At 35.5% G+C, this 23,966-nt stretch carries 27 protein-coding genes; 10 read left to right on the top strand and 17 right to left on the bottom strand.

What is annotated here, in order from left to right; genetic code table 11:
- Positions 1 to 15 precede the first annotated feature (15 nt).
- The 3 genes from J7604_RS17780 to J7604_RS17790 form a co-directional block, all read right to left on the bottom strand.
- Positions 16 to 1,113 (bottom strand): acyl-CoA desaturase, encoded by a 1,098-nt coding sequence (locus J7604_RS17780; RefSeq protein ID WP_293898472.1) that lies wholly within the window; start codon positions 1,111 to 1,113, stop codon positions 16 to 18.
- 184 nt (positions 1,114 to 1,297) lie between these two features.
- Positions 1,298 to 2,953, bottom strand: coding sequence for an AMP-binding protein (locus J7604_RS17785; protein WP_293898475.1), 1,656 nt, complete (start codon positions 2,951 to 2,953; stop codon positions 1,298 to 1,300).
- A 163-nt stretch (positions 2,954 to 3,116) separates the two neighbouring features.
- Positions 3,117 to 4,565 carry an SDR family oxidoreductase gene (locus J7604_RS17790; RefSeq protein WP_293898478.1) on the bottom strand — a complete coding sequence of 483 codons (1,449 nt, stop codon included), beginning with the start codon at positions 4,563 to 4,565 and terminating at the stop codon, positions 3,117 to 3,119.
- A 384-nt stretch (positions 4,566 to 4,949) separates the two neighbouring features.
- On the opposite strand from J7604_RS17790, the gene J7604_RS17795 reads away from it, so the two are divergent.
- A complete protein-coding gene (locus tag J7604_RS17795) occupies positions 4,950 to 5,927 on the top strand; it encodes a tetratricopeptide repeat protein (RefSeq protein WP_293898481.1) in 978 nt (325 codons plus the stop codon).
- Between the two features lie 78 nt (positions 5,928 to 6,005).
- Here the strand turns inward: J7604_RS17795 and J7604_RS17800 are convergent, their stop codons facing one another.
- Positions 6,006 to 6,539 carry a CDP-alcohol phosphatidyltransferase family protein gene (locus tag J7604_RS17800; protein WP_293898484.1) on the bottom strand — a complete coding sequence of 178 codons (534 nt, stop codon included), beginning with the start codon at positions 6,537 to 6,539 and terminating at the stop codon, positions 6,006 to 6,008.
- An 18-nt stretch (positions 6,540 to 6,557) separates the two neighbouring features.
- Entirely contained in the window at positions 6,558 to 6,950 is a 393-nt protein-coding gene (locus J7604_RS17805; protein WP_293898487.1) for a hypothetical protein, read from the bottom strand.
- Between the two features lie 215 nt (positions 6,951 to 7,165).
- Between J7604_RS17805 and J7604_RS17810 the strand changes: the two genes are divergently transcribed.
- Complete coding sequence (locus J7604_RS17810; RefSeq protein WP_293898490.1) at positions 7,166 to 7,771, top strand: DUF1349 domain-containing protein; 606 nt, start codon at positions 7,166 to 7,168, stop codon at positions 7,769 to 7,771.
- 22 nt (positions 7,772 to 7,793) lie between these two features.
- On the opposite strand, the gene J7604_RS17815 is transcribed toward J7604_RS17810, so the two are convergent.
- The 3 genes from J7604_RS17815 to J7604_RS17825 all read right to left on the bottom strand — a co-directional run bounded on the left by J7604_RS17815 (position 7,794) and on the right by J7604_RS17825 (position 10,933).
- A complete protein-coding gene (locus J7604_RS17815; protein WP_293898493.1) occupies positions 7,794 to 8,846 on the bottom strand; it encodes a nucleoid-associated protein in 1,053 nt (350 codons plus the stop codon).
- A 255-nt stretch (positions 8,847 to 9,101) separates the two neighbouring features.
- Positions 9,102 to 10,517 carry an L-serine ammonia-lyase gene (locus J7604_RS17820; protein ID WP_293898496.1) on the bottom strand — a complete coding sequence of 472 codons (1,416 nt, stop codon included), beginning with the start codon at positions 10,515 to 10,517 and terminating at the stop codon, positions 9,102 to 9,104.
- Between the two features lie 17 nt (positions 10,518 to 10,534).
- Positions 10,535 to 10,933: a DUF2007 domain-containing protein gene (locus J7604_RS17825; RefSeq protein ID WP_293898499.1), complete on the bottom strand. Its 399-nt coding sequence runs from the start codon at positions 10,931 to 10,933 to the stop codon at positions 10,535 to 10,537.
- A gap of 247 nt (positions 10,934 to 11,180) precedes the next feature.
- Here J7604_RS17825 and J7604_RS17830 point away from each other — a divergent pair, with 247 nt between their 5' ends.
- Complete coding sequence (locus tag J7604_RS17830) at positions 11,181 to 11,636, top strand: HIT family protein (RefSeq protein ID WP_293898502.1); 456 nt, start codon at positions 11,181 to 11,183, stop codon at positions 11,634 to 11,636.
- 14 nt (positions 11,637 to 11,650) lie between these two features.
- Here J7604_RS17830 and J7604_RS17835 read toward each other — a convergent pair whose 3' ends face one another.
- The 7 genes from J7604_RS17835 to J7604_RS17865 form a co-directional block, all read right to left on the bottom strand.
- Positions 11,651 to 12,235, bottom strand: a complete 585-nt coding sequence (locus J7604_RS17835; RefSeq protein ID WP_293898505.1) for a hypothetical protein — start codon at positions 12,233 to 12,235, stop codon at positions 11,651 to 11,653.
- Positions 12,232 to 13,035 carry a metallophosphoesterase gene (locus tag J7604_RS17840; protein WP_293898508.1) on the bottom strand — a complete coding sequence of 268 codons (804 nt, stop codon included), beginning with the start codon at positions 13,033 to 13,035 and terminating at the stop codon, positions 12,232 to 12,234. Before J7604_RS17840 ends, J7604_RS17835 begins: the two co-directional genes overlap by 4 nt.
- A gap of 213 nt (positions 13,036 to 13,248) precedes the next feature.
- Positions 13,249 to 13,722, bottom strand: a complete 474-nt coding sequence (locus J7604_RS17845; RefSeq protein ID WP_293898511.1) for a nucleoside triphosphate pyrophosphohydrolase family protein — start codon at positions 13,720 to 13,722, stop codon at positions 13,249 to 13,251.
- A gap of 169 nt (positions 13,723 to 13,891) precedes the next feature.
- Positions 13,892 to 14,335, bottom strand: a complete 444-nt coding sequence (locus J7604_RS17850; protein WP_293898514.1) for a thioesterase family protein — start codon at positions 14,333 to 14,335, stop codon at positions 13,892 to 13,894.
- Between the two features lie 214 nt (positions 14,336 to 14,549).
- Positions 14,550 to 14,807, bottom strand: a complete 258-nt coding sequence (locus J7604_RS17855) for a hypothetical protein (protein ID WP_293898517.1) — start codon at positions 14,805 to 14,807, stop codon at positions 14,550 to 14,552.
- Entirely contained in the window at positions 14,804 to 15,172 is a 369-nt protein-coding gene (locus tag J7604_RS17860) for a hypothetical protein (RefSeq protein WP_293898520.1), read from the bottom strand. Before J7604_RS17860 ends, J7604_RS17855 begins: the two co-directional genes overlap by 4 nt.
- 6 nt (positions 15,173 to 15,178) lie before the next feature.
- Entirely contained in the window at positions 15,179 to 15,754 is a 576-nt protein-coding gene (locus J7604_RS17865) for an RNA polymerase sigma factor (protein ID WP_293898523.1), read from the bottom strand.
- A gap of 483 nt (positions 15,755 to 16,237) precedes the next feature.
- Between J7604_RS17865 and yedA the strand changes: the two genes are divergently transcribed.
- The 6 genes from yedA to J7604_RS17895 all read left to right on the top strand — a co-directional run bounded on the left by yedA (position 16,238) and on the right by J7604_RS17895 (position 20,289).
- Positions 16,238 to 17,164, top strand: a complete 927-nt coding sequence (gene yedA, locus J7604_RS17870) for a drug/metabolite exporter YedA (protein WP_293898526.1) — start codon at positions 16,238 to 16,240, stop codon at positions 17,162 to 17,164.
- Between the two features lie 141 nt (positions 17,165 to 17,305).
- Positions 17,306 to 17,605: a hypothetical protein gene (locus J7604_RS17875; protein ID WP_293898529.1), complete on the top strand. Its 300-nt coding sequence runs from the start codon at positions 17,306 to 17,308 to the stop codon at positions 17,603 to 17,605.
- A 176-nt stretch (positions 17,606 to 17,781) separates the two neighbouring features.
- A complete protein-coding gene (locus J7604_RS17880; protein ID WP_293898532.1) occupies positions 17,782 to 18,183 on the top strand; it encodes a hypothetical protein in 402 nt (133 codons plus the stop codon).
- Positions 18,184 to 18,449: 266 nt separating this feature from the next.
- Complete coding sequence (locus J7604_RS17885; protein ID WP_293898535.1) at positions 18,450 to 18,650, top strand: hypothetical protein; 201 nt, start codon at positions 18,450 to 18,452, stop codon at positions 18,648 to 18,650.
- 145 nt (positions 18,651 to 18,795) lie between these two features.
- Positions 18,796 to 19,713, top strand: coding sequence for a DUF5777 family beta-barrel protein (locus tag J7604_RS17890; RefSeq protein ID WP_293898538.1), 918 nt, complete (start codon positions 18,796 to 18,798; stop codon positions 19,711 to 19,713).
- An 18-nt stretch (positions 19,714 to 19,731) separates the two neighbouring features.
- Positions 19,732 to 20,289, top strand: a complete 558-nt coding sequence (locus tag J7604_RS17895) for a YceI family protein (RefSeq protein ID WP_293898540.1) — start codon at positions 19,732 to 19,734, stop codon at positions 20,287 to 20,289.
- A gap of 35 nt (positions 20,290 to 20,324) precedes the next feature.
- Here J7604_RS17895 and J7604_RS17900 read toward each other — a convergent pair whose 3' ends face one another.
- Entirely contained in the window at positions 20,325 to 22,205 is a 1,881-nt protein-coding gene (locus J7604_RS17900) for an OmpA family protein (RefSeq protein ID WP_293898543.1), read from the bottom strand.
- A 340-nt stretch (positions 22,206 to 22,545) separates the two neighbouring features.
- Between J7604_RS17900 and J7604_RS17905 the strand changes: the two genes are divergently transcribed.
- On the top strand, positions 22,546 to 22,854 hold the full coding sequence (locus J7604_RS17905) for a hypothetical protein (protein ID WP_293898547.1): 309 nt from the start codon (positions 22,546 to 22,548) through the stop codon (positions 22,852 to 22,854).
- Here the strand turns inward: J7604_RS17905 and J7604_RS17910 are convergent, their stop codons facing one another.
- Positions 22,855 to 23,883: a type IX secretion system membrane protein PorP/SprF gene (locus J7604_RS17910; protein WP_293898550.1), complete on the bottom strand. Its 1,029-nt coding sequence runs from the start codon at positions 23,881 to 23,883 to the stop codon at positions 22,855 to 22,857.
- Positions 23,884 to 23,966 lie beyond the last annotated feature (83 nt).

Consider the following 23,966-nt stretch of genomic DNA (forward strand, 5'->3'; position numbering starts at 1 on the left):
GGTATTTGTTTATGCTTATTTCTCAAAACGTACTTTGTTTAAACTAACGTGTCTTCCCATTCCTTTTATAAATCTGAAATGCGATCTTAGAGATTCTGCATATGACATTTCCATATAAGTGATGTTATGTTTCTTACATAGAGCCCGAAATATAGGTAGTATATCCAAATAATGGATATGACAAATATTGGGCAATAGGTGATGTAATGCATGAGCATTAAAACCTCCTAATGTCCAGTTGAAAAATTTGCTGTCAGAATTATAATCAACAGAAGTGTACATCTGCAAAGTAGGCCAACTGATCGGAAGCCTGTCGTTACTATCAGGTTGTGGATGTTCTACATAATCAGATAGATGAGATACTCCTAGAACCCCAACAAATATTAAGGAAATTATAAAGTGATTCAATAAGAAAACAATAAGAATATGGTTCCATTCAAAAGGCAGAATATAAATTGGAATAATAATCATGTAGCCGATATACAAAAATTTATACAACACCAACTTTACTATTTCCCATTTGGGGATCTCAATACTAATAGTTCTGCTGGATATGTTAAAAATCATCAGACATTCCCTGAATAGAAACCAATTGAGTGAATAGAACAAATACAGAACAGGAGTATATATATGCTGGTATCTGTGAAACCGTCTCAAAGGTTGATTTTCCGAGGTTCTTACCAAAGGATTATTCAGTACATCAATATCACTGCCTTCGACATTAGTATATAAGTGATGAGATTCATTGTGATTTTTTCCCCAGACATAAGCATTATTTCCCTGAAGGTTAAAACTTAACTGAAAAAGAAATTTATTCCAGAACTTACTTTTAACAGCTACTCCATGCGCCGCATCATGAGATATATTAAATGCAGTTAATAGTACCGCAAGACCCATTAACAGATAATAAATATAAAACTGAGTCAGATTATCACTTGTAATCATCAGCCAATAAAACATGATGTCAAGGCTAAAATAAAAGATCATTTTCACCATCATGGTTTTATTTCCAGTCTTATCGATCTTATTATCTTCAAAATATCTATCTAGACTTTGATTTAACTCCTTGTAAAACTCAGTTCCCTTATCTCTGGAAAATTTCAGTTTTTTCATACTATACAAAAAAGCTTTAATAAAAATACTTTAAATTGAAAATATCAGAAAAACGCAGGCAAACATCGGGCCACATCCGTTGAGGTTCTTTCTTTAATCCCCCTAATAAATAAGCAGATACAAATAAAAAAGGACTATCTAAATAAATCAAACGGTCCTTTTAAGTTTTATTTCAAAATTTATTCTATTCCATAAGCCTTCTCAATATCTTACCAACATTGCTTTTGGGTAATTCATTTCTGAACACTATATGCTTTGGAACCTTATAGGATGTCAGATATTTTCTGCAGTGTTCTTTCACCTCTTCCTCTGTAAGTGATGGATCTTTCTTCACGATAAAAGCTTTAACTGCTTCATTGGTTTTATCATCCGGAATACCTTTCACACCTGCTTCCAATATTTTCGGATGCATACATAAAACTTCTTCTACTTCATTCGGATATACGTTGAATCCGCTTACCAGTACCATTTCTTTCTTTCTGTCTACTATTCGGAAGAAACCATCTTTATCAATTGCAGCCATATCTCCCGACTTAAACCATTCACCCACCATTACGTTGGCTGTCTCATCCGGTCTTTGCCAGTAACCAGCCATTACCTGAGGACCTTTGATCCAAAGCTCTCCCGGTTCATCTACGCCGACTTCCTGGCCCTCATCATTCATAACCTTCAGCTCCGTACTTGGAACAGGTAAACCGATCGAGCCGAGCCTCATTCTTCCATCAACAGGATTTACACAAGCTACAGGAGATGTTTCAGTGAGCCCATAACCTTCAGCAAGTTTTGTCTTAGTAACTTCTTCCCACTTTTGAGCAACTGGCTTCTGAACTGCCATTCCCCCACCAACTGTCATCTTGAGATTTGAGAAGTCTACCGTCTTAAATGCTTCCTGGTTCAGAAGTCCGTTAAACAAGGTATTTACTCCTGTCATCAATGTGAATGGATACGTTTTAAGTTCCTTAATGAAGGCTTTCATGTCTTTAGGATTGGTGATCAGGATGTTTTTAGCACCATACTTCATCATCACCAAAAGGTTGGCAGTTAAAGCAAATATGTGATATAGTGGAAGCGGCGTAATCACTATCTCCTTTCCGTCTTTCAATACCGGCTTAAACCATTCATAACTTTGAAGCATATTTGCTACAATGTTTCTATGAGTAAGCATAGCACCTTTAGAAACTCCTGTTGTTCCTCCTGTATATTGTAAAAAGCAGACATCGGATCCTTTAAGTTCTGGTTTGACCCATGAAGAACTTTTACCCAGTTTCAAAGCATCATTGAACTTAACCGCTTCAGGAATATTATAGGCGGGAACCATCTTTTTAACATACTTAATCACGAAATTCACGATAGCGCCTTTTAAAGCACCCTGCATATCTCCTATTTCCGTAATGATTATGTTCTTAATATCCGTATTTTTCCTGATAGCCTCCAGTTTATCGGCAAAATTGGCAACGATCACAATCGCTTTGGCTCCTGAATCCTTGAATTGATGCTCCATTTCACGTTCAGTATAAAGAGGATTGGTATTCACGATTGTAAGGCCAGCTTTGATAGCTCCGAAGATTACCACAGGATTCTGCAGAAGATTAGGCATCTGAATCGCAATTCTATCTCCCTTCTGCAGTTTAGAATGGTTCTGTAGGTAAGATGCAAACTGAGTTGAATATTCATCGAGTTGCTTAAAAGTCATGGTCTTACCCATGTTCACAAAACCAACAAGATCCCCGTATTTTTTAACACAATCTTCAAAAAAATGTAGTACCGAAGAATAAGTATCAGGATTTATTTCCGGATTCACTTCTTTCGGGTATTGGTTTAACCAGGGTTTACTTGCCATGACAATATCTGTTTAGTAGTTATTTGTAAAAACGAAATCGGAATATAACAGGTTTATCCGGTTTGAAAAAATATTCCCTAACAATGATAAATTATAAAGTTTTCAACAATAAAAACAATAAAAGTACTGAAAATTAAAGAGAACTAATTCCCTCTTTTTAAATTCACTTTTCAGTATAGCCTGCTGCAATGGACCTAGCCATCTTATTGAAAATAAAATGATGGAAAGGCAGCATTAAATACCAATACAACCTTCCCGGAAGACCTTTCGGTCTGAAGGTCGCTGTCTGTTGGAGAAAATCCTTTTCATCATGATGGATAAACCTCCATTCAAGCCAAGCTTCTCCGGGCACTTTCATTTCTGCAAACAAAAGCAATCGGCCTGCTTTTCTATCGGAAAGAATAACTCTCCAAAAATCAAGGGCATCGCCATTATTCAGATGATTAGGATCTCTTCTTCCTCTTCTTAAACCAACACCTCCAACGAGTTTATCCATTAGGCCTCTGATTTTCCATAAACGATCAGAAGCATACCATCCGTTCCTTCCACCTATGGACCAGAGTTTATCTTTGGCATCTTCAATGTCAGTTTTCAATTCCTCCTCTTGTTTGTCTTTAGAACATCCGAATATAGGGACCTGAATCAAATCCATCATGGAATATTGAGCAGCACTGCTGATAAAAGAATCTTTCCAGCTTGAGACAACCATATTTTCTTCAATCTTTCTAAAGGCTGTCTTCACTGATTCTTTGTAGGTAATGGGCTGAATGTTCAATATCTTTTCAAGCTCCTTGTCCTTTGCCACTATACCAACCTTCATACTTTCCACTAGATTAACAGCAAGATTATAGGATGTTGAGGTAATGAAATAAAGCCAGTAGGATGACAGTCGTGGAGTCAGAAACGGAACATCAATCATATACCTTTTAAGATTTCTTACCTCAGCATATTGCTGCAGCAATTGTTTATAAGTCAGCACCTCAGGTCCGCTGATATCAAATGCTTTATTGAGACAATCTTCATTCAGCATCACACCAGTAAGAAACTTAATAACGTCTCCCACCCCAATTGGCTGGATTTTATTATTTACCCATTTGGGAGTGACCATTATCGGAAGCTTCTCCACCAGGTCTCTTATAATTTCAAAGGAAGCACTTCCAGAGCCCACTATTATGCCTGCCCGCAAGACAGTCAATGGTACATTGGATTTTCCAAGTACTCCTTCTACCATCTTCCTTGATTTCAAATGAAGAGAAAGTACTTCTTCATTTACAATACCTGTGAGAAAAACAATCTGTCGTGCTTTGCTGGCGTCCATATAGTTGACAAAATTCTGAGCAGAGGAACGTTCTTTGTCCTCAAACTTCCCTATAGATCCCGCAAGAGAATGAATCAAGTAAAAGGCTACATCAAAATCCAGAGGAGCATTATCATTATCTACAGGTTTTAAAAAATCCACTTCAAATACGGACACTTTGTCCTTGTATTTATCAAATGTATCAAGCCTTCTTCGATCACGGACACAGCAGATCACCTCGTGTCCCTGTTCCAGCAATACAGGTAAGAGACGTTTTCCGATATACCCATTAGCTCCTGTCAATAATATTTTCATAATCCCGGAAGTTCTTATATGAAGAACAAGGTTGAATTTGATTAAGTTAAAATTTGAATTCTTAGTGAATTTTGAAATTGGAGCTTTGAGCTCGAAAATTGCAACTTTGAACTCGAAATTTAGAACTCGAAGCTCCAATTTTACAGCTCTGACCTCGAATTTTACAGCTCTGAACCCGAAAATTTGAGTTAGTAGCTCGAAAATTTGAGCTCTGAACTCTAAAATTGCAGCCCAAAACTCGAAATTTAGAGCTTCGAAGGTCGAAATTTGCAGGTCTGGACCAAAACTTGGAGTTTTGAACTCGAATTTCCAAATTTTGAATAAACTAAATCAGTGAAAAAATAATTATATCGGTTAGATTTAAATCGCCAGTACAGATTACTAATGAAAAAAGCATTATCAATATTATTTACTTTCTTTTATTTTACCCTTTTCGCTCAAACAGCAGAACAATATCTTCAAAGCGGACGCGAAAAACACAACAAGGAGGATTACTCCGGAGCTGTCAAGGATTATACATTAGCTATCAAGGCAGACAAAAATTCTAAAACTGCCTATTTCAATCGTGGTGCTTGTGAACTGGCATTAAAGAACCTAGAAGCTGCCATGGAAGACTTCAACAAGGCTATTGAAGTTGATCCGAATTACCCTGATCCTCATTATGGCAGAGCAACTGTGTTTGTTACTCTGGAAAGATACAAAGAAGCACTGAGTCCGCTTGATAAAGTGATTGAGCTTGATCCAAAATTCCCTAATGCCTTAATCCTTCGCGGACAGTTGCGTGCCCAGACCGGCAATAAAAAAGGAGCTTGTGAAGATTTTATCAAGGCTGATAAACAGGGAGATCTAAAGGCGGGTATTTACCTAGATAAGTATTGCAATACAACTCCCAGACCTAAGGAATCTTTTTTATTAAACTGGCCTGAAGATGAACGCTGGATCACAGGGAATAGTCAAGAAGACGATCAGGTAAAAATAACTGAACTCATACACGCTAATGAATCTATGGATAAGTGGACAGAGCTAGGTTATATGAGTTCGATAAAAAGTGCAAGAGTATTGTCAGTAGAAAAAGCCATGAGCATCTTTTACGATCAGGCCAAGACCGAGGCACCTAAAGCTAAACTTACTCTATTAGAACAAAGTGATTCTACAGCGCAATATCCATGGATTATTTTTATTATTGAAACGCCTGAATTTATTAACGATCATAATCCGGAATCACAGTTGTGGTACGTCGTGCTGGGCAATCAATCATTGTATGCGAATTTTATTGCTGTTAAAGAAGCTACTTTTCCCAAAGACAAGAGACAAAAATGGATAAACTTTTTTAAGACAGGGAAAGTGGTGACTAAACCTTAATCATTATTTTGAATCAAAAAATACAAAAGGCTTGCAATCAAACATTGCAAGCCTTTTGTATTTTACTTTACTGCCTGTCTATAATTTCCTTATCCTGACTGTTGATATCATAAGACATCCATGTAAAAGAAACAGAACAATCCACAATGTCATAGGCAGTGAAAACATGAGTATCGGAAAATACAAAAAAATAAGTACAATGCTGAACGGCACAGGCATTCCCTCAAAATACTTTCCTCCACTTAAGGTACCTGTTACATTAAATCTGGCTAATCTCAGAAGTCCTGCAGCAATATAAAAAATAAGAATAGCCATTTCCCAAATTGCAAGCCCGTCAATATAAATTAAAGCAAAAACAACAGGGGCTACAATAAAAGTAACAATGTCACATAATGAATCCAAGTTTTTACCAAAATCAGAAGCCAGGCCATGCTTTCTTGCTATCCTTCCATCAAAGAAATCCAATATGCCTCCGGCCAATATTAACCCGGCAGGAAATAATGCATTATAATTTTTTATACTTAATAAAATTGAAATTCCTCCACAAATCCCATTTCCTAAAGAGATCCAATCCGGTATTCGGATAAAATTGAAAATATTGTTATTCTGCATTAGTAAGACTTTTATGTTCTATTTTACTGCTGTGATTAAATCAAAATTACCATTATTATAATCTAATCCGAAAGTTAAATATTTAGGATTTATCTTACCGCTAAGTGCTGAATAACGATAAGTCTGACTTAAGTTATAACTCGCCCCGTTCTGTGCCAGCATTACGTCATCTGCAATTATATCGTCAGTGGAGTTATAAAAGTCCACATATATTATAACACGATTGTCATTGATTCTCGTGATGATCACATTATCGTTTACATTTAAATCATACACCCCTAGCTGGTTTTCATAACTCCCTAATGCATAAGTACCCGAGACCTTCTCTCCATAATTAACATCAATATCTTCAACCGTACAACCTGAAAATGCAATAGCAAACATTAATGTGATAGATAAAAATATTCTCATTCTAAAAAAGATTTATTTATTCAATATTAATCAATTTGAAATTCAGGACAAAAAAGGAAGGACAAGCTTTCTATAAAAATGGTTTTATTCATTATTTAATAAAAAAAAATATCTTTGGGGCTATGATCAATTACTATTCCAAAATCAATAGCTTCTGCCTCGTTTGGTGTTTAATGGTTTTAATATCGTGCAATAAACAAAAGAATCAGGCTCCTGTGAAAACTAAAAACATTACGACTTTAAACATGATCAATTCAGATAGTATCAAGAATTTTAAATGGTTTCACGAGCCAAAATCGTGGGAGGTAACTTCAGAAGGATTATTAATTGAGCCTGATTCCGGATCAGATTTCTGGCAAAGAACACATTACGGATTCAGAAACGATAATGCTCATTTTTTATATAAAGAAGTTGAAGGCGATTTCGAGATGACAACAACTGTATCTTTTTCTCCTAAACACAGATTTGATCAGGCTGGCCTGTGTGTACGTCTCGATGAAGATAACTGGCTAAAAACCTCAACAGAATATGAGACCAGCGAGTTTTCACATCTTGGAGCAGTAGTGACAAATCTCGGCTACTCTGACTGGTCAACGCAAGAAATTCCTACTGATATAAGAAGAGTGGAATACAAAATTATCAGAAAAGGACAAGACTTTGAGATTTATGCAAAATATGGTCAAAAGGACTTTCAGCAGATACGAATTGCTCATTTGCATAAGGAAGCTCCCAAAATTAATGTAGGTCTATATGCCTGTAGTCCTACGGATAAAGGCTTCTCAGCTTTGTTTGAAACATTTGAGATCAAACAGAAAAAATAAGCATTAGTTGTAAAACTAACTTCTAGGAAGTCTCATTCTTGAAAAACAGCTGATAGTAGTGCATTTGACGTCCCTCGTCATATCCCCTTTCTATGAATTCCTTATTGCCGTGAATGTAGACATGAAAGTTCTTATCCAGCTTTAAGATGCTTTTAAAGATCTTCTTATTGCTTTTAAAAGCCCCATTGGAGATGTTAAATTCATCATAGGTATTTACCTGATTCTTTTCCTGAAACTGTTCTTTGTACGTATTAAAAGCAGATACCATAGACTCTTCATTTCCCATCACCTCTTCCTGAAACTCATTAAGGTTAAATACTTCCTTTTTGGCAAAATACTGTACAGATCTGTTCATCAGCTCAATCTGATCTGCTTTGCTTACTTCATACTCTTTATCCAAAACTTCATTACAAAACTCTTTGGTAAGCTTCATAAGATTCTGTGTATGAAAGTAATTATCTTCATGTTGTTTGATTTTCAGAAAATCATTTTTCCAGTACTGTGCTTCTTGGCCTTTATTGGTATTATCTACCACGCATATTTTATATCCTTGTTCCCTATTAGTATTAAAGATTAGACAGCCCTTATCAAGCTTGTTGATGTTTACCCCTTGCTCATGCTCTATTTCAAAATTATCAGTTTCCTGAAATATGCGCAGATAGGTATCTTTATTTTCAGATTTAAACAAACCTATTGCATCCATTGAATCTCCGTTAATCACGCAGTCTGCAAAGTAAACAAGATAAAATTCGCCACCCTTTATGTTGTGATGATTCGATTTATCATAAAGATGTTTGGATATATTGATAGTCTGAAGGTAGAAGCAATCAGGATCATCAAAAATTTTAGAGACGTAGTTATAAATTTCGTTAAGGGCAAGTTCTGTATCATGGAAAAAGTTGTAGAAGAGTTCGCCTTTAAAAGGAGATAAAAAATACTTCATCAGGAGTTCTTTCACTATTGATTCTCTGAAAACCAGAGGACCTTTCGACAATTTCATTCCTTCTTCCTGAAGACTGTTTCCGATATTATGGACAACGATATTATGTAACTTAACTTCTGTAAAATCAATCATTTGATCACTTTTGGCTTCGATTTAAAATTAAGCCAATAACGAATTTAACGATTTATGATGAAAGGTGAAAGCGTTTTTTCGTAGAGACGCCATGCATGGCGTCTCAGGCAGGGTGAAAATCAGGCACCTTCTATATTAGTAAAGAAATTATTTTACCTGATTATGGGCAATCATGTTTATCGTGCGCTGATAAATATATGATATCCTCCTCTATCACAGGCTTTGAGACGCCATGCATGGCGTCTCTACCGGAAATTAACATTCAGGAATATTAACCGAAACATTAACCGCCAGCCCCCCGAGTGAAGTCTCTTTAAACTTTTCACTCATATTTTCAGCTGTCTGCTTCATCGTGCTGATTACATTTTCCAAACTAACTTTAGCATAATCAGGATTTCCAGCAAGTGACATCATACTGGCTGTTATGGCTTTAATCGCTCCCATAGAATTCCTTTCAATACAAGGGATCTGAACAAGACCTCCAACAGGATCACAAGTCAAGCCGAGATGATGCTCTGCTGCTATTTCAGCCGCCATCAGAACCTGTGCAGGAGCCCCTCCCAGACACTCGGTTAATGCAGCTGCAGCCATTGAGGATGAAACTCCGATTTCTGCCTGGCAACCGCCAGCTGCAGCACTGATGGTAGCTCCTAGTTTAAAATATTTCCCTATTTCCCCCGCTGTCAGAAGAAATCTGCAAATGTCATCATCCTTCACTTGCTGACCAGAAAAACAGATATAGTAAAACAAAACAGCTGGTATAACACCAGCAGAACCATTAGTGGGCGCAGTCACAATTCGGCCCATAGATGCATTGACTTCATTGATAGCAAGAGCCAGACAACTGATCCGTGTAATTACTTTTTTAAAATCACGTCCTACTTTCATTGCTTCCATCCATTCATCCGCATTGTTGTAGTCATGAACTCTGAGCAATTGTTTATTCAATGCAGCTGCACGCCTTTTCACTTCCAACCCTCCCGGCAACACACCATCCTGGTGACATCCTGCATAAGCTGCATTTTTCATAACAGACCATAACTTTATCAGTCTGGCTTTTATTTCAACTTCAGGCCTGAGTATCTTTTCATTTTCAAGTACAAGTTCAGATATAGACAAGCCATGTTTTAGAGCTGTTGTAACAAGATCTTTAGGATTAGGACAAGGATATGGAAGCGTTTTATTTTCTGTTAAAGTTGACTCTGCCTCTCCTTCTTTCACTATGAAACCTCCACCTATCGAATAGAATATATCTTCTGAGACAAGTGCTTCATTTAAATATGCTTTGAACTTCATTCCATTGGAATGATAAGGAAGCACTGTATTCTTGAGAAATTTAATATCACTATTCAGGTCAAACTTAATTCTGACCGGACCAAGAACGATCATTTTATTTTCACGGGCACTATCAAAATAAAAATCCAACAAATTTTCATCTACCTCTTCAGGATCAAGACTCATCAACCCGAATAATATAGCTTTATCCGTACAGTGTCCTTTGCCTGTGAGTGCCAGAGATCCGTATAATTCTACTTTAATTTCATTAAAAGGAGTAGTTGATAAAACCAATTCATTGATCCATTTCCTGGCAGCAGTCCACGGCCCGAATGTATGGGAACTTGAAGGACCAATGCCAATTTTAAGCATGTCGAATACACTTAAATATCCCATGTGAATCAATCAATGATTTAATCCTCAATTGGAAATTCCTTACCACAAGAATCACATTTATATACCTTTTTGAGGAATATAGGATAAGTGGTAGTTGCCAAAGAAAGAATGAATGAGAAAAGGTTTTTCAGACTTTTACTGGAACTTACGAAATGAACTCGATCTGAGCCACATGCGGGACATACGAGACTTTGTTCGTAAGATTGTTCTGTAAGACCCAGAATTTCAAGTGCAAGAAATTTAAATTTTTCATTTATCTGTAATTTGATTCCCCCAGTAGCATTGGCATATAAAGGATTGATCGCCACGATATTCTCATCTTTTAAAAAACAAGGTATACCGGAATCTTCCAATTTCGCCTTAACAATATTGGCTTCTACAGGATTATCAAAAGACTTGATGGTGATAAATTTCATGCTACCTTATTAACGAAAAACTAAGAGCAATTAGATTCAATTTCTGCTAAAATTATTAATCATGAACTAAGAATCAGATTTAAAACAAGTTAATTTAAAAGGGATTAATCATTAAAAAAACACCCTTGATAATCAATATATTATTATTAACAATCCAGTGAATGCTTATTGTGATTAACAGTTTTTTTCAATGGTTAATGATTAATTATGGTTTAATATTAAATTGCGATCTAAATCAAATTAATTTATGGGTTGCCCCTTTTGTGATAAAAGAGTTCAGGAAGGTTTTCTAAGCTCTGAAAACTTCGTAGCAATATACAATATAGCGCCTGTCCTTCCCGGACATTCACTTATAATTCCTAAAAAACATGTTGAAAGTCTGTTTGATTTCACGGATGATGAAGTAGCAGAATTTATGGTATTAGGCAGAAAAGTAGCCATTTTACTTACCAAAGCGCTTAATACAGATGCCTTTGATTGGGCGGTACAGGAAAAAGAAGCGGCAGGACAATCGGTTCCTCATGTGCATATGCACGTGGTCCCCAGAAAAGTCGGAGACTTGCCCAATCCCGGAGATTGGTACCAGGAACTGGAAAAAAGTGAAGTACATATTGACAGCGCTAATCGTAAAAGACTCACCCCTGAAGAGATGAGCAACATTGTAGCAATGCTCAGGAAAAAAGCAGCTGAGTTAAACTTGTAATGATACTCAGAACGCTACTTGAATTTTAAGTTAAGCCCAACCGATAAGCTAAGAATATCGAAGAAACTTAGTCTTTCAGATATGCAATAGTACAGGTAGGAATCAACTGTTCCACATTCTATATATGGTTCAATTCCCTTAAGCTTTCTTTCTTGTACTGCAAAAAATGATTTCACTCCGGTAAAAACCGTAAGATGAAAGGCATTGGTCTTATAATATCCTTTAGGATATTTATCAGGAAGCTTAAGGAATGAATTATTTCCTGTCTCCATATTTAAGGTTGTTCCTATATACAACTTATCCTGACCAGCCCTTGATTTAAAAAGGTTCAATGTACCTTTCAATGCTACAGTGTGTATCGCTTTGGTAGAAAATACCTTTGGCACATATCCATAAAAAAGTCCCACCCGAACTTTATCTTTAACAAGGCTATATCCCAATCCCCCTGAAAGAAATCCAAGATTGCCTGCATACTGCAAAGTATATACGCGTGGTAGTAATCTATACTTTCTTACCATTGTAGAATCAGCGCCAAAGGCGGATCTGCTGATAGCATATACAAAAACCAGTGAAAATGCCTTCTTTAAAAATTCACTCATTGCAATTTCGATTCTTTAATATTTAAATTATCAGTAAGAGTGAACTCGTAAAAAGTTCCCTTCAACATACTTGGTACTATCACATAGCTTGTCTCATCATTATAATAATGACCATGATAAGATGTATGCACATGTCCGTGAACAGAAAGCTGTACCTTATATTTCTTCATTAAGTTTGCATAGATCAATTCATCCTCTTTGGAGAATTGATCTCCCCAAGGTGGGATATGTGTAATAATTATGGGCTTTTTAGAGCCTGTAGATTTAAGTTCATTCTCTAGCCATGAAAAGTCAGGTCTTTTATTACTCTCCCAAAATACGTCATCAAAGAAGATAATCTTTTTACCAGCTGCTTCAATGGAATAGTTATAAGCCCCAAACATTTGCCTGTATACCTCTCCTCCTCCTGCCAGATAATCATGATTGCCTATCACAGTTAGATAAGGTTTATTGAGCCCCTTCATTACATCTTCAAAAATCTCATATTCTTTTAGTAAGCCCTTATCAGCAATATCCCCACCTACTACTACAAAAGTTATGTCTTTTCTGCTGTTTACATGATCTATGAATTTTTTAAGCTCAATATAATCATAGTGCGTATCTGAGATCATTGCAAATTTTATATCACCTTCTGCATTAGAGAGAATCTTATGAAGCCAATCCGAATTCCTTGTGATAATATGCTTAAGGCCACCTTTAACCTGAGTAACATATGGACTATACTCAAATACACCATTACAAGAAAACAGTACAAGCAAAAGCAGTATTGCAATACCTGTATTTTTCAAATAGATTTTCATAAATCAACATTCAAAATTCGTTTAGTTCAGAACTTTATGAACCAAAATATTTTTAAAGCTTTATAAAGAAGTTTTTTCCTTTTCAGAAATCTCAATAAGCTTTAATAATTCAAGTAAGAGAAGAAATCATAGTTGAAAACCCTCTAGTAATCAACTATGAACTATATTTAAAGTATTCCGCAACTACAGATCACTGCTTGCAAGCAAAGGTAATTACTTGCCTTTGACAATTTTTTCAAGATCTGCCGGGGAATAAAATACCGATTTTAATGTCTTATTATCTGTTTTGCGGTATACAAGATATTTCCCCGCACTCTCAATATAATAGGCGTCAGTATTATCTAAGTTTTTATAATGAGCAATGGTTTTTTCTGCTTCTTCAACAGTGTGACACACTTTGCTCATATTTGAACGTTGTACCTCATTAAACAACTCTGGGAATATCTTTCCCAGACCAAATTCCAGCACAGCTCCGGATAACACATATTGTAAATCGCACAAGGCATCTGCCACTGCAACTATATCTTTATTTTCAATGGCCTCTTCCAGTTCTTTCAGCTCTTCAGCAAGCAACGAAACTCTCAACTTGCATCTTTTCTCACTAGGAATCAGAGGTTCAGGTTCTATAGGATGTTTAAAAGTCTTATGAAATTCTGCTACGTGGCTCAGTGAATTTATTGGTTCCATGATTTTTATCTAAGGGTTTGAAAATTTAGAATTATAGCCCTGATTAAATAGAGGCAAATCTAAATTTAACCCTTTATTTTCACAGATCCCTTCATTAGTAATAAAGAAATTGATTTCTTTATTATTCCTATTGATTCTGAACCATTTTTAACATTTCAATAGACACCTATCAGCTTTTTTCTGGTCCGAATTCAAAATCCTCCGTTTTGGGCATACTCTCAATCATGCCAAGAATTTCGGGCGGAGGTATGGTAAGCTTTCTCGAATTCAAATCCATCCAAGCACCTTCCACAGTAATAACAGCAGACAATACCCCATCAGACCTGAATATTTGGTGAACAATCTTCCATCGGGAAGCATCTCTGCGCATAGATGCTACTCTTATGTCAACAGTGATTGAGTCATTCATTCCAACTTCTCTTAGAAACTTAGTATACTCACTAAAGAGGATTGGGCCTATCATCAGGCGAGCGAGCTTTTCAACAGAAAAACCAAAGTCTTTAAAAAAACTTACCCTCACCTGGGCTGCATAATCATTGTAGGCAGAATGTCTTAGATGTCTGTTTGCGTCTATGTTTGCCCAGATTATCTCATAAGTCTTAGAATACCCCATAAAATCTTTATCGATTTTAAAAATTTATCCTGGTTTTACCTCATTCTGACTTTCAAATAGCCTCACTTGATAAAAGGGAGGCTATTGAAAACAGAGCATTAACCTTACTAAAATTTTATTTAAAATATCAATGACCATTATCCCATCTGCCGATACAAAGTTCAATCATAAAATAATCAATCAGCACCTCCCAATGGTCATTGATTAATAATCATTAATTACCCGGAATGTTAATATAATTGCTCATTCCTTTTATTCCGGGGTTGTCGATAAGATTGACAACTGACACTATTTCTATTCCTGTAATACTTTCGTTTCTATGAGTGTCTAAAAGATCAGTGAATATTTCGCTGAGATTATTGGTAACAGAAACAACCATCCGCTTTTCTTTTGTCCTATCATCTGAAAATTCATCATGTCCATCAACCGTTCTGGTCAGGTTGTATTCGATCAAAAAGTTGCTTATTCTCATACATTTTCACCCTTTTCACTTTCTCCTTGACACTGATTTTCAAAAGGATTTCCACCCCAGCAATGAGAGAATTTTTTCATGTATTTTTCCCTCTCTTCAGGGCTTAATTTAGCCATCTTTCGCTCAAACCTTTTTCTCCAGAATAGATTGTGCTGAGGGCCTCCGCAGCCTCTTCTTCCAAATCCGGAAAAGAGAATTTTAGAAAGTACAAATAAACCTAAAGCCTGATATATATTAATGGAAGGGCCGTGGAACAAATCCGGAACCAGCCAGTTCCAAAGTTGCATTGTAATGAATCCGAACAGCACTACTGCCAGGAACCCTAGAATGACAAACTTGATCGCTTTTTTAAAACAAAAACCCATAACTCCTTACTTTTTGATTTCTTTATAAAACTCCTGCAAACGCTTTCTTAAATGAAGCACTGCATATCTTTTTCTACTGATCAATGTATTTACCGGCTCTCCAGTGATCTCTGACATATCTTTAAAACTCTGGTCTTCAAACTCGTGCATCATAAAGACTTCTTTCTGCTCTGCAGGCAGCTCGTCTAAAGCCTCTTGCACGGCTTCCCATAACAGGTTTTTGAAATATTCGTCGTCGGGAGTATTTCCCAGATCGGGTAAGATGTCTTCAAGAAACAAACCTTCGTTATCTTTCACAGTATCATTGTAATCTGTAAATGTTTCCGGTTTCTTCTTTCTGTAGAGGTCAGTAATTTTGTTTCTCGCCACCCTGAATAACCAGGAGGTGATCTGATCAATGGTATCTATACTTCCTGAAGCTTGAGTAAGCTGAAAAAAGACATCCTGCAGAATATCCTCAGCATCTTCTTTTGCTTTAACCCTCTTCCTGATAAAATTAAACAGCTTATTCCTCTCCTTGCGGACAGTCTGCTCTATTTTATCCTTCTGAGTCTGGGTCATGTATATTGGTAAAGATTCCATTTAATGGTGTTGACGGATAAGTTCAGAAAATATTTTAAGGAAATTTGTTTTTTTTCATTTTCCCTAAAATTTCTGATCAAATTCATCCATACAAAAGTTTTAACCACTTAATTATCTGAACAATAATTTTCTTCTGCTAATTAAAAATCTTTTAAAAAAATATATTGACATCTGGCAAATAAGAATAGTGCGCAAAAATTTAAACATCTCTGTTGTCTTATCTATGAATTCTTCATATGTTTGCTATTATATAAAAAAATAAAAAGTGCTAATACTTAAGTCACATATTACGGCAATTATTGCGGTCCCTTGCAGAGACCGGTCCGGGATATGTATTGGCTAAAAGAAAAGGTTTTATTCCATACAGATATAGAAAATCCCGGACAATCGTCCGGGATTTTTTTTTGTATATACACAAAACTGAACGGGAACTAATTGAACTGAAAATTTGGTAGTTATTAAGCCTTCTAAATAAATAACAATATGTTAAAAGAAGAGAGAAAAGCAACTGACTGGCTTCTGATAGGAGCTTTTGCCGCTGTATATGTTATATGGGGATCAACATATTTGGGAATTCGTTATGCAATTGAAAGTTTTCCTCCTTTTTTCATGGCTGGAACCCGCTTTCTTGCCGCAGGATTAATATTATATCTCACAGGAAGATTAAAGGGAGCTCCCGTTCCTGAAATTAAAGAAATCAAAACATCTACCATTGCCGGGTTTCTTCTACTGGTTCTGGGCAATGGAGGTTTGGTATGGGCAGAGCAAAGAATACCTTCTTCTGTAGCTGCTTTACTGATCACCATAGAACCTGTCTGGATTGTCCTTTTATTATGGATGTTTAAAACAGATAATAAACCAAACCTCCTGACATGGATTGGAATCCTTATAGGGCTGGCTGGTATGGTATTTCTGACTGGTACAGGAGCAGGTAAAGATCTTGTTAAGGCTGATTCATTAAGTATTTTCGCCATTCTGATTTCTACCCTTGCGTGGGCATTCGGATCTATTTATGGCACCAGGGCTAAATTCCCATCTTCTCCTTTAGTAGCAACAGGATTGCAGATGCTTTCAGGGGGCGTAATACTGCTAATCATTTCCTATTTAAGCGGAGAGTTTACTAATATCAATCTTGAATCTGTAAGCTCTAAATCTTTATGGGCATTTGTTTATCTGATCATATTCGGATCATTGATAGGCTTTACAGCTTATGCCTATTTACTCAAAGAGGCACATCCATCTCAGGTTTCAACTTATGCCTATGTTAATCCTGTTATAGCAGTAATCTTAGGTGTTTTTGTAGGAAATGAAAAACTTACGACACAAACAATGCTTGCCGGTGGCTTGATCATTGTTGCAGTAATGGTTATCTGGCTCAGCGGAAGGCCCAAAAAAGTTTTAAAACAGTGACATCTTTTTCAAGGTCCCGATAAGGGACCTTTTTTGTTCCTTAGAATTCCATCCTCTATGTATTGATTTATAAGATTAATCATTGGTTTATATCGCACGATTTTAAATCTGCAACTGTTATAAAATAAAACCCCTAAGCTTATGAATATCCTGCACGATAGCATAGAGAGGAAATTCTATACTTTTATAGATGATAAAGAATATTTCCTTGAATACAATGTGGTGAATGATGATCTATGGGAATTCACGTGTAATTACATATCCAGGATCATTACAAACCTTAAAGAAATCAATGTGCGCGAATCTATCATTGAACATGCGCTTGACTACATGAAAAACAACAATATAAAACTTTTTGAGAGTGGATCCTGCTTTGATGTAAGGGATTTCATTGACAGAAAAAAAGAAATTGATTATCTATTAAACTATGTCATAAAATAGTCTGGAAGACTTAATAATACTCTGATTTCATTCGTATAAATTGCAGAAACAAAGTAATAAGCTTTGTTTTTTCTATTATGGATATCAGGAAAGAATTATTAAAAGAATATTCCAAAGCTCAGATCAATAAAATTTGCAAATATATAAGCAATGATCAGGAACGTTTCGAGGCACTAATGAATATTTTCCTTACCGAAGAAACAAGATTAGTTCAAAGGGCTTCATGGGCAGTAAGCACAATTGCTGAAGAACATCCTTATTTGATAAAGCCATACTTAAAAAAGATGGTCAAAAATTTAAAGAAAAATGCGCATGATGCCGTTAAACGAAATACCTTGCGCATTTTTCAATTTATGGAAATACCCCCTTCTGTTCAAGGTGAATTGTTGGATATATGTTTTGATTACTTAATCACTCCAAAAGTTCCTGTAGCTATTAAAGCTTTTGCAATGACAGTCGCTTATAACTTATCGGCTAAAGAGGAAGACTTGTTGAAAGAATTAAAAATAATTTTGCAAGACCAATTGCCTTTTTCAAGTCCTGCTTTTAAATCAAGAGCTCATAAAATATTAAAATAAAAGGCATTACACACCATTTCCAAATTCTTTCAGTCCCTTTCAAACAATATGAAATTTTAATAGGTTAATTATATAACGGGGTTGAAGCGGTGAGAAAAGGAAAGTGAAGAGAAGGTAATAGACCTCGTTCGTGGATTGATAAACAAAAGATAGTCCTGTAAGACTATCTTTTTTTGTGGTATTAATTAAAAATTAACAAGTTATACCAAACCTAAAATTTCCATTTCCGTTTTCAGCTTTAAATCAGTTATAAAAAATTAATAACCATGTTAGAATACAGTATTCATATATTAGAAAAAGTCAGTTTTGACAAAAGCCTATTTGAAAAGGAACTAAATAAGTCTATCAATCTTTTAAGTCCACAGGAAACACTGCAACTTGAGAAATGGGTGGAATTCAATTATGGAGAAAAATTTCCTGAGATAATAAAGAATTTTAAGAACCTGTACTATATCTCTTATAACTAATTTAAAGAGCTAATAAAAAATTCAAGGCACAGAAAAAATTCTGTGCCTTTTCTATTAATGTATATTTAAAAATTATAGAGAATAAATCATAAAAAAGACTGAAATTGCAAATTCAGTAATAGTAGCCCTACTGAAATGTAATGATATGAAAGTCTTTAATTTAATTTTTATCTGTCTGACCTTACCTTGCCTTTCCTTTGCGCAGGATGATCTCAGCAAAATGCTTGATGACGATTCACCAAAGACTGAAAAGCCATTGGTACATTATTCGTTTAAAGGAACAAGGCTAATCAATCTTCAAACTGTGGAGACTCTTCGTAAAGGTTCTCTGGATTTTCGCATCTCTCACAGATTCGGAAATTTCAGTTCGGGAAGCTCTAACTTCTGGGGGCTTGACGGTCCTGCCAATATACGACTCGGATTGGATTATAGTATTACTGATCATTTTACAATCGGCATTGGAAGAAGCTCTTTTGGAAAACTTGCAGATGGATTTCTTAAATATAAATTATTAAGTCAAAGACTTGATGGTGGCACTCCTATTACGGTTACAATTTTGACCAGTCTCAATATCACAACAATAAAAAATGGCGAAAGCACTGTCAATGGAGTCAACCAGTTTAACAATTTCCCAAACAGATTCTCTTATCTATTTCAAGCTCTGATCGCCAGAAAGTTTAATGAAAGATTAACACTACAAATTACTCCTACCTTAATTCACTATAACCTTAAAAAAGAAGGTAACCGCAATGATATATTCGCCATCGCTGGATCTGGAAGATTCAAGATAAGTAAAAGAATTGCCATAACAGGGGAATATATCTTCAGATTAAATAATTATGCTACACCGGATACATACCATAACAGCGCTGGTATTGGCATAGATATTGAAACTGGTGGACACGTGTTCCAGTTGTTTGTAACAAATTCTATGGGTATTAATGAAGTTCAATATATTCCTTATACAGAAGCTTCCTGGAAGAAAGGACAGATAAGGCTCGGCTTCAATGTTTCAAGAGTCTTCTCTTTAAACAGGAAACACAAAACAGAATGGACCAAGTAAGATTTTAATTATACTCAAATGAGGTTTCACCAAATAGTTCTTATTTCATCATTTATAATTGCTTTTTCAGTAAAAGGATTTTCTCAGATATACAAAAGCAAGGAAAAGAGTTTAAACGTTTCATTTTTCTCAGAAACACCTCTTGAAAATATTGATGCAGCAAGTAATGCTGGAAAAGGATTAATCAATCTAGCTACTGATTCACTTGTTTTTAAGATACCTGTTAATAGTTTTCATTTTAAGAATTCATTAATGCAAGATCATTTTAATGAGAACTACATGGAAACTGAAACCTATCCGGATGCATGGTTTAAAGGCAAATTAAATACTCCCATCAATAATACAACTCCGGGTAAAACTGATGTATTAGTCACTGGTTTTTTAAATATTCACGGGGTTAAACTATACAGGGAAATCAAGGGCATTCTCAATATTAATGAAGACGGCACAATTCTTCTCTCTTCAGACTTCATGGTAAAGTTGAAAGATCATAACATTAAAGTTCCAAGCATTGTATGGGAGAAAATAGCAGAGGAAGTGCTTGTAAAAGTAAGAGGTAATTTTATACCGAAATAAAATTACCTCTTGTCATTTTTCATTGTTGAATCATTCTATTCAACAATTTCAATTTCTGTTCTTCTATTCAACTGTTTATTATCAGGAGAATCGTTAGGTGCAACCGGTTTTGATTCACCATAACCTTTGTACGAAAGTCTTTCTGATGATATACCTTTGTTAATCAAATAGTCTTTTACAGCATGAGCTCTGTTATCTGATAACTTTAGATTATAGTCGTCATTACCATCACTGTCTGTATGACCAGAGATAAGCATCTTAATAGAAGGATTAGAAGTCAGAATCTCGTGAACCCTCTCTAGCTCTGTCTCAGACTCCTTTCTCAATGTTGCTTTATCTACATCAAAAAACACGTTACGAAGTACGAACACAGTACCTTTCTTCAGTCCTTCCATACAGATTTCGTCATCAATTTCTTTGTAATGATCGAGGAAAGGAATATCTATATTCTTAGAATAAAAAACATATCCTGGCGCTTCTACTGTAATACCATAGTTTTTACCCGCAGGTAAAATGACGATGTATTTACCTGTACTGCTGTTGGAAGAATATTTTCCAATTTCCTTTCCTGTAGAAATATCAGTCACAATAATATTTGCAGCAACAGGCTTTTTACTATCACAACCAATAATAGTACCTTTTAACATTACAAGTGAAGCCTCTGCCTTAGGTCTTTCAAGCACATATAAATCTTTTTCACCTACTCCTCCAGTCCTTTCTGAAGCAAAGTATGCTCTCCTATTATCAGCAGACCATGCAAAGTAAACCTCATCATCAGCTGTATTTATAGGATATCCAAGGTTTACAGGCTTTGAGACGACTTGCCCGGTTTCTGTATTGATAGTACAAGAGAAAATATCATACCCTCCCATGCTGTTATGACCTTTGGAGCTGAAATAAAGAGTCTTTCCATCAGGGTGAATAAAAGGAGAAAACTCATCTTTGGAAGTATTAATTTCTGTACTTAAAATTGTAGCAGGCCCAAACTCTCCGTTTGTCTGACGCTTGCTCATATATATATCCGTTCCGCCAATTCCACCCTTTTTATTACTGATAAAAAAAAGTACCTTTTGATCTGCAGTAATTGTAGCACATGGCTCCCATGAAGGTGTATTGATATTAGGTCCAAGACTCTTCGGTTTAGACCAGGTTTTACCCGTTAAATTACTTACATATAAATCCCCATAATATTTACCTTCTTCGACTTTATAAATAAAAATTTGCTGTCCATCCGGTGAAATTCCTACGCATGCATCATGGGACGGGGTATTAATTTCATTGCCCAGCTTTTCAGGAGTAGACCATTTATTATCTTTTTTAGTGGATATATATATATCTTCAAAATATTGGTTATCGATTTTAACTCCACCCGTGCTGTTATCTCTTCTTGAAGTAAAAATTAACAAGGACTCATCTGCGGACAAAGCTGGCACATAGTCAGGAAATTGGCTATTGATAGTATTGCCGAGATTTTTAATCTTAACCTCCACTGGAGCTTTTACCAGTTCAATACCATTTTTGCAATTTTGTATCAAGTCTTCAACTTCTTTAATTCTTTCCTTTTCAGAAGAGCGGAGTGTTGATCTATATGCATTAAGATTTTCAATTGCTTTATCAAATTTATGTGACAAGTGATAAGCTTCACCAAGATAAAGATCCAATTCAGGTTCTTTAATACCTCCAGCTTTAGCCTTTAATAAAAAAGGTAAAGCTTTTAACTTTTGATCAGATCTGAAAAAAGAAAGACTAATTAAGTAGGAAACATCCTGGTCATTTCCATCCAGACTATCGGATTTTAGGAAATAAGTCAAGGCTGTTTCATAATCCTCTGCTTTGAAATATTCCAAGGCTTTGTCAGTATATTTTCTGGCAGCTTTTGAATTATTCTGTGAATATGCACTCAGTGCAAACGTCATTATAATCAGAATAAGGACTCCTCTCAAGAAAAAAAACATATTATATATAAAGTTAACTTTTAGCGACGAATTAATAGAATTTCAATATTTTACTGGATATTCTGGTTACTTTTTAACCTTTACTGTAATTCAAAATATGACGTTTTACGGCTGGCATCTGAAAAAGTGACGTTTTTATTGTATTGAAATAAAAATAGATGCCAATTTCAAAAAATAGATTATTTTTGGAGAATTCATTTTCCGAAAAATAAATTTCCGGACAAGACTTTGAATGTTTGAACGTTGAAATTTTGGTAAAAAATAATTAGCGATAAATTAAATTACCTAAAACTATTACATAGTGACAGCTCTAAATCACATATTCCCTAAGAAGTTCTTACCTGTATTCATTTGCATTACATTAAGTTCGTGCCTTACAGGAAAGATGTATAATATGAATGATGCTGAAAAAGAACAACTCAAAGGTTATCATCAGAGAACAGCTCAAGAAGTAATTGAGAAAAACAAAAAGAACAGGAAGTCCAATCAAAGAACGGCGGAGAAAAATCGCCAGAAACAAAACGAACAACTAGCTGACCTAAATGCCAATACCAGTAAAGTAAAAAAGAAGCACAAACCTTCTGGTCAGTTTAAATTTTATGTTTATTAATTAAAAACTTTTATAGAAATGAGGACAAGGCATTCTCCTCATAGGTTTGATTTTTTTCCTCTTGTTAAAAATATAAGTCAGATTGATCTCATGAGCTCCTCCACTTCTGGCAGGCGCCAATCTCGAAACGATAAAATCATAACTGTAGGTTATAGCTAGATTATTATACTTCCATCCAACCAATCCTACAATTGACTCGTTGTTTTGAACTCCCTTTTTATAACGCTTCAAACCCGGAATACCTCTATACCAGAAGCCTGCTATCAACTGATCATAAACACCATATACACCAAGGTCAGTCTGATCTGATTTTCCCTGAAACTTATAATGTGCAGTAGGAATCAGACTTATCTGCTTTTCCTCCTGCAATGTTGATTGATCTAGCCTTCTGCTGAAGTTTATTTGATAGCCTGCAGTAAATGAATACTTTGCGGGAAGAGGTGCCTCTCCATTTATAAAAGATTGGTTGGGGGTATTGAGGTGGTTTGCAGCAAAGCCTACCCAAAGATTTTCAGTGTATATAACCGCTCCTGTAGAAAGATCCATGAATTGTTTTTTAACCTTTCCATTATCAAAACCTGGAGCTATATTTCCATTATTATCATATTGATAACTAAAAGCAAGATCGGAATAGTCAAGCGTCCTGGAAATATAACCCAATTGCAATCCCGGTCTGACTACAATCTTAGAGGTTAAGAAAATCTCATATGAATAAGACAAAGAAACATCAGTAGAATTGATGGTGTTGCTTCCTTGCCAGTCTTTATAAACCTGAAATCCCAGACCACTTCTGTATTTGGAGAAATAGGTATCTGCAGAAAATAATGAGGTTATATATTTTCCATCCAGTTTAGGCCATTGAATTCTTTGATGGAGGACAAGCCTTGTTTTATGAGTACTTCCGGCAAAAGCAGGGTTAACATACAGTGGAGCTCCATAAAATTGGGAGAACTGAATATCCTGACCTGCTGCTCCATTCCATGAAATCGCAAATAAGATAAAAAATACAATTTTTAACCTGATTATCACTTCAATACAAGTTTTTAAAGAATATTCGACGAATTTAATAAATTTTTAAACATTCAACACAAATCAACTAACAAGATATTGAA

The sequence above is a fragment of the Sporocytophaga sp. genome (assembly GCF_017745095.1).
Taxonomy (GTDB): domain Bacteria; phylum Bacteroidota; class Bacteroidia; order Cytophagales; family Cytophagaceae; genus Sporocytophaga.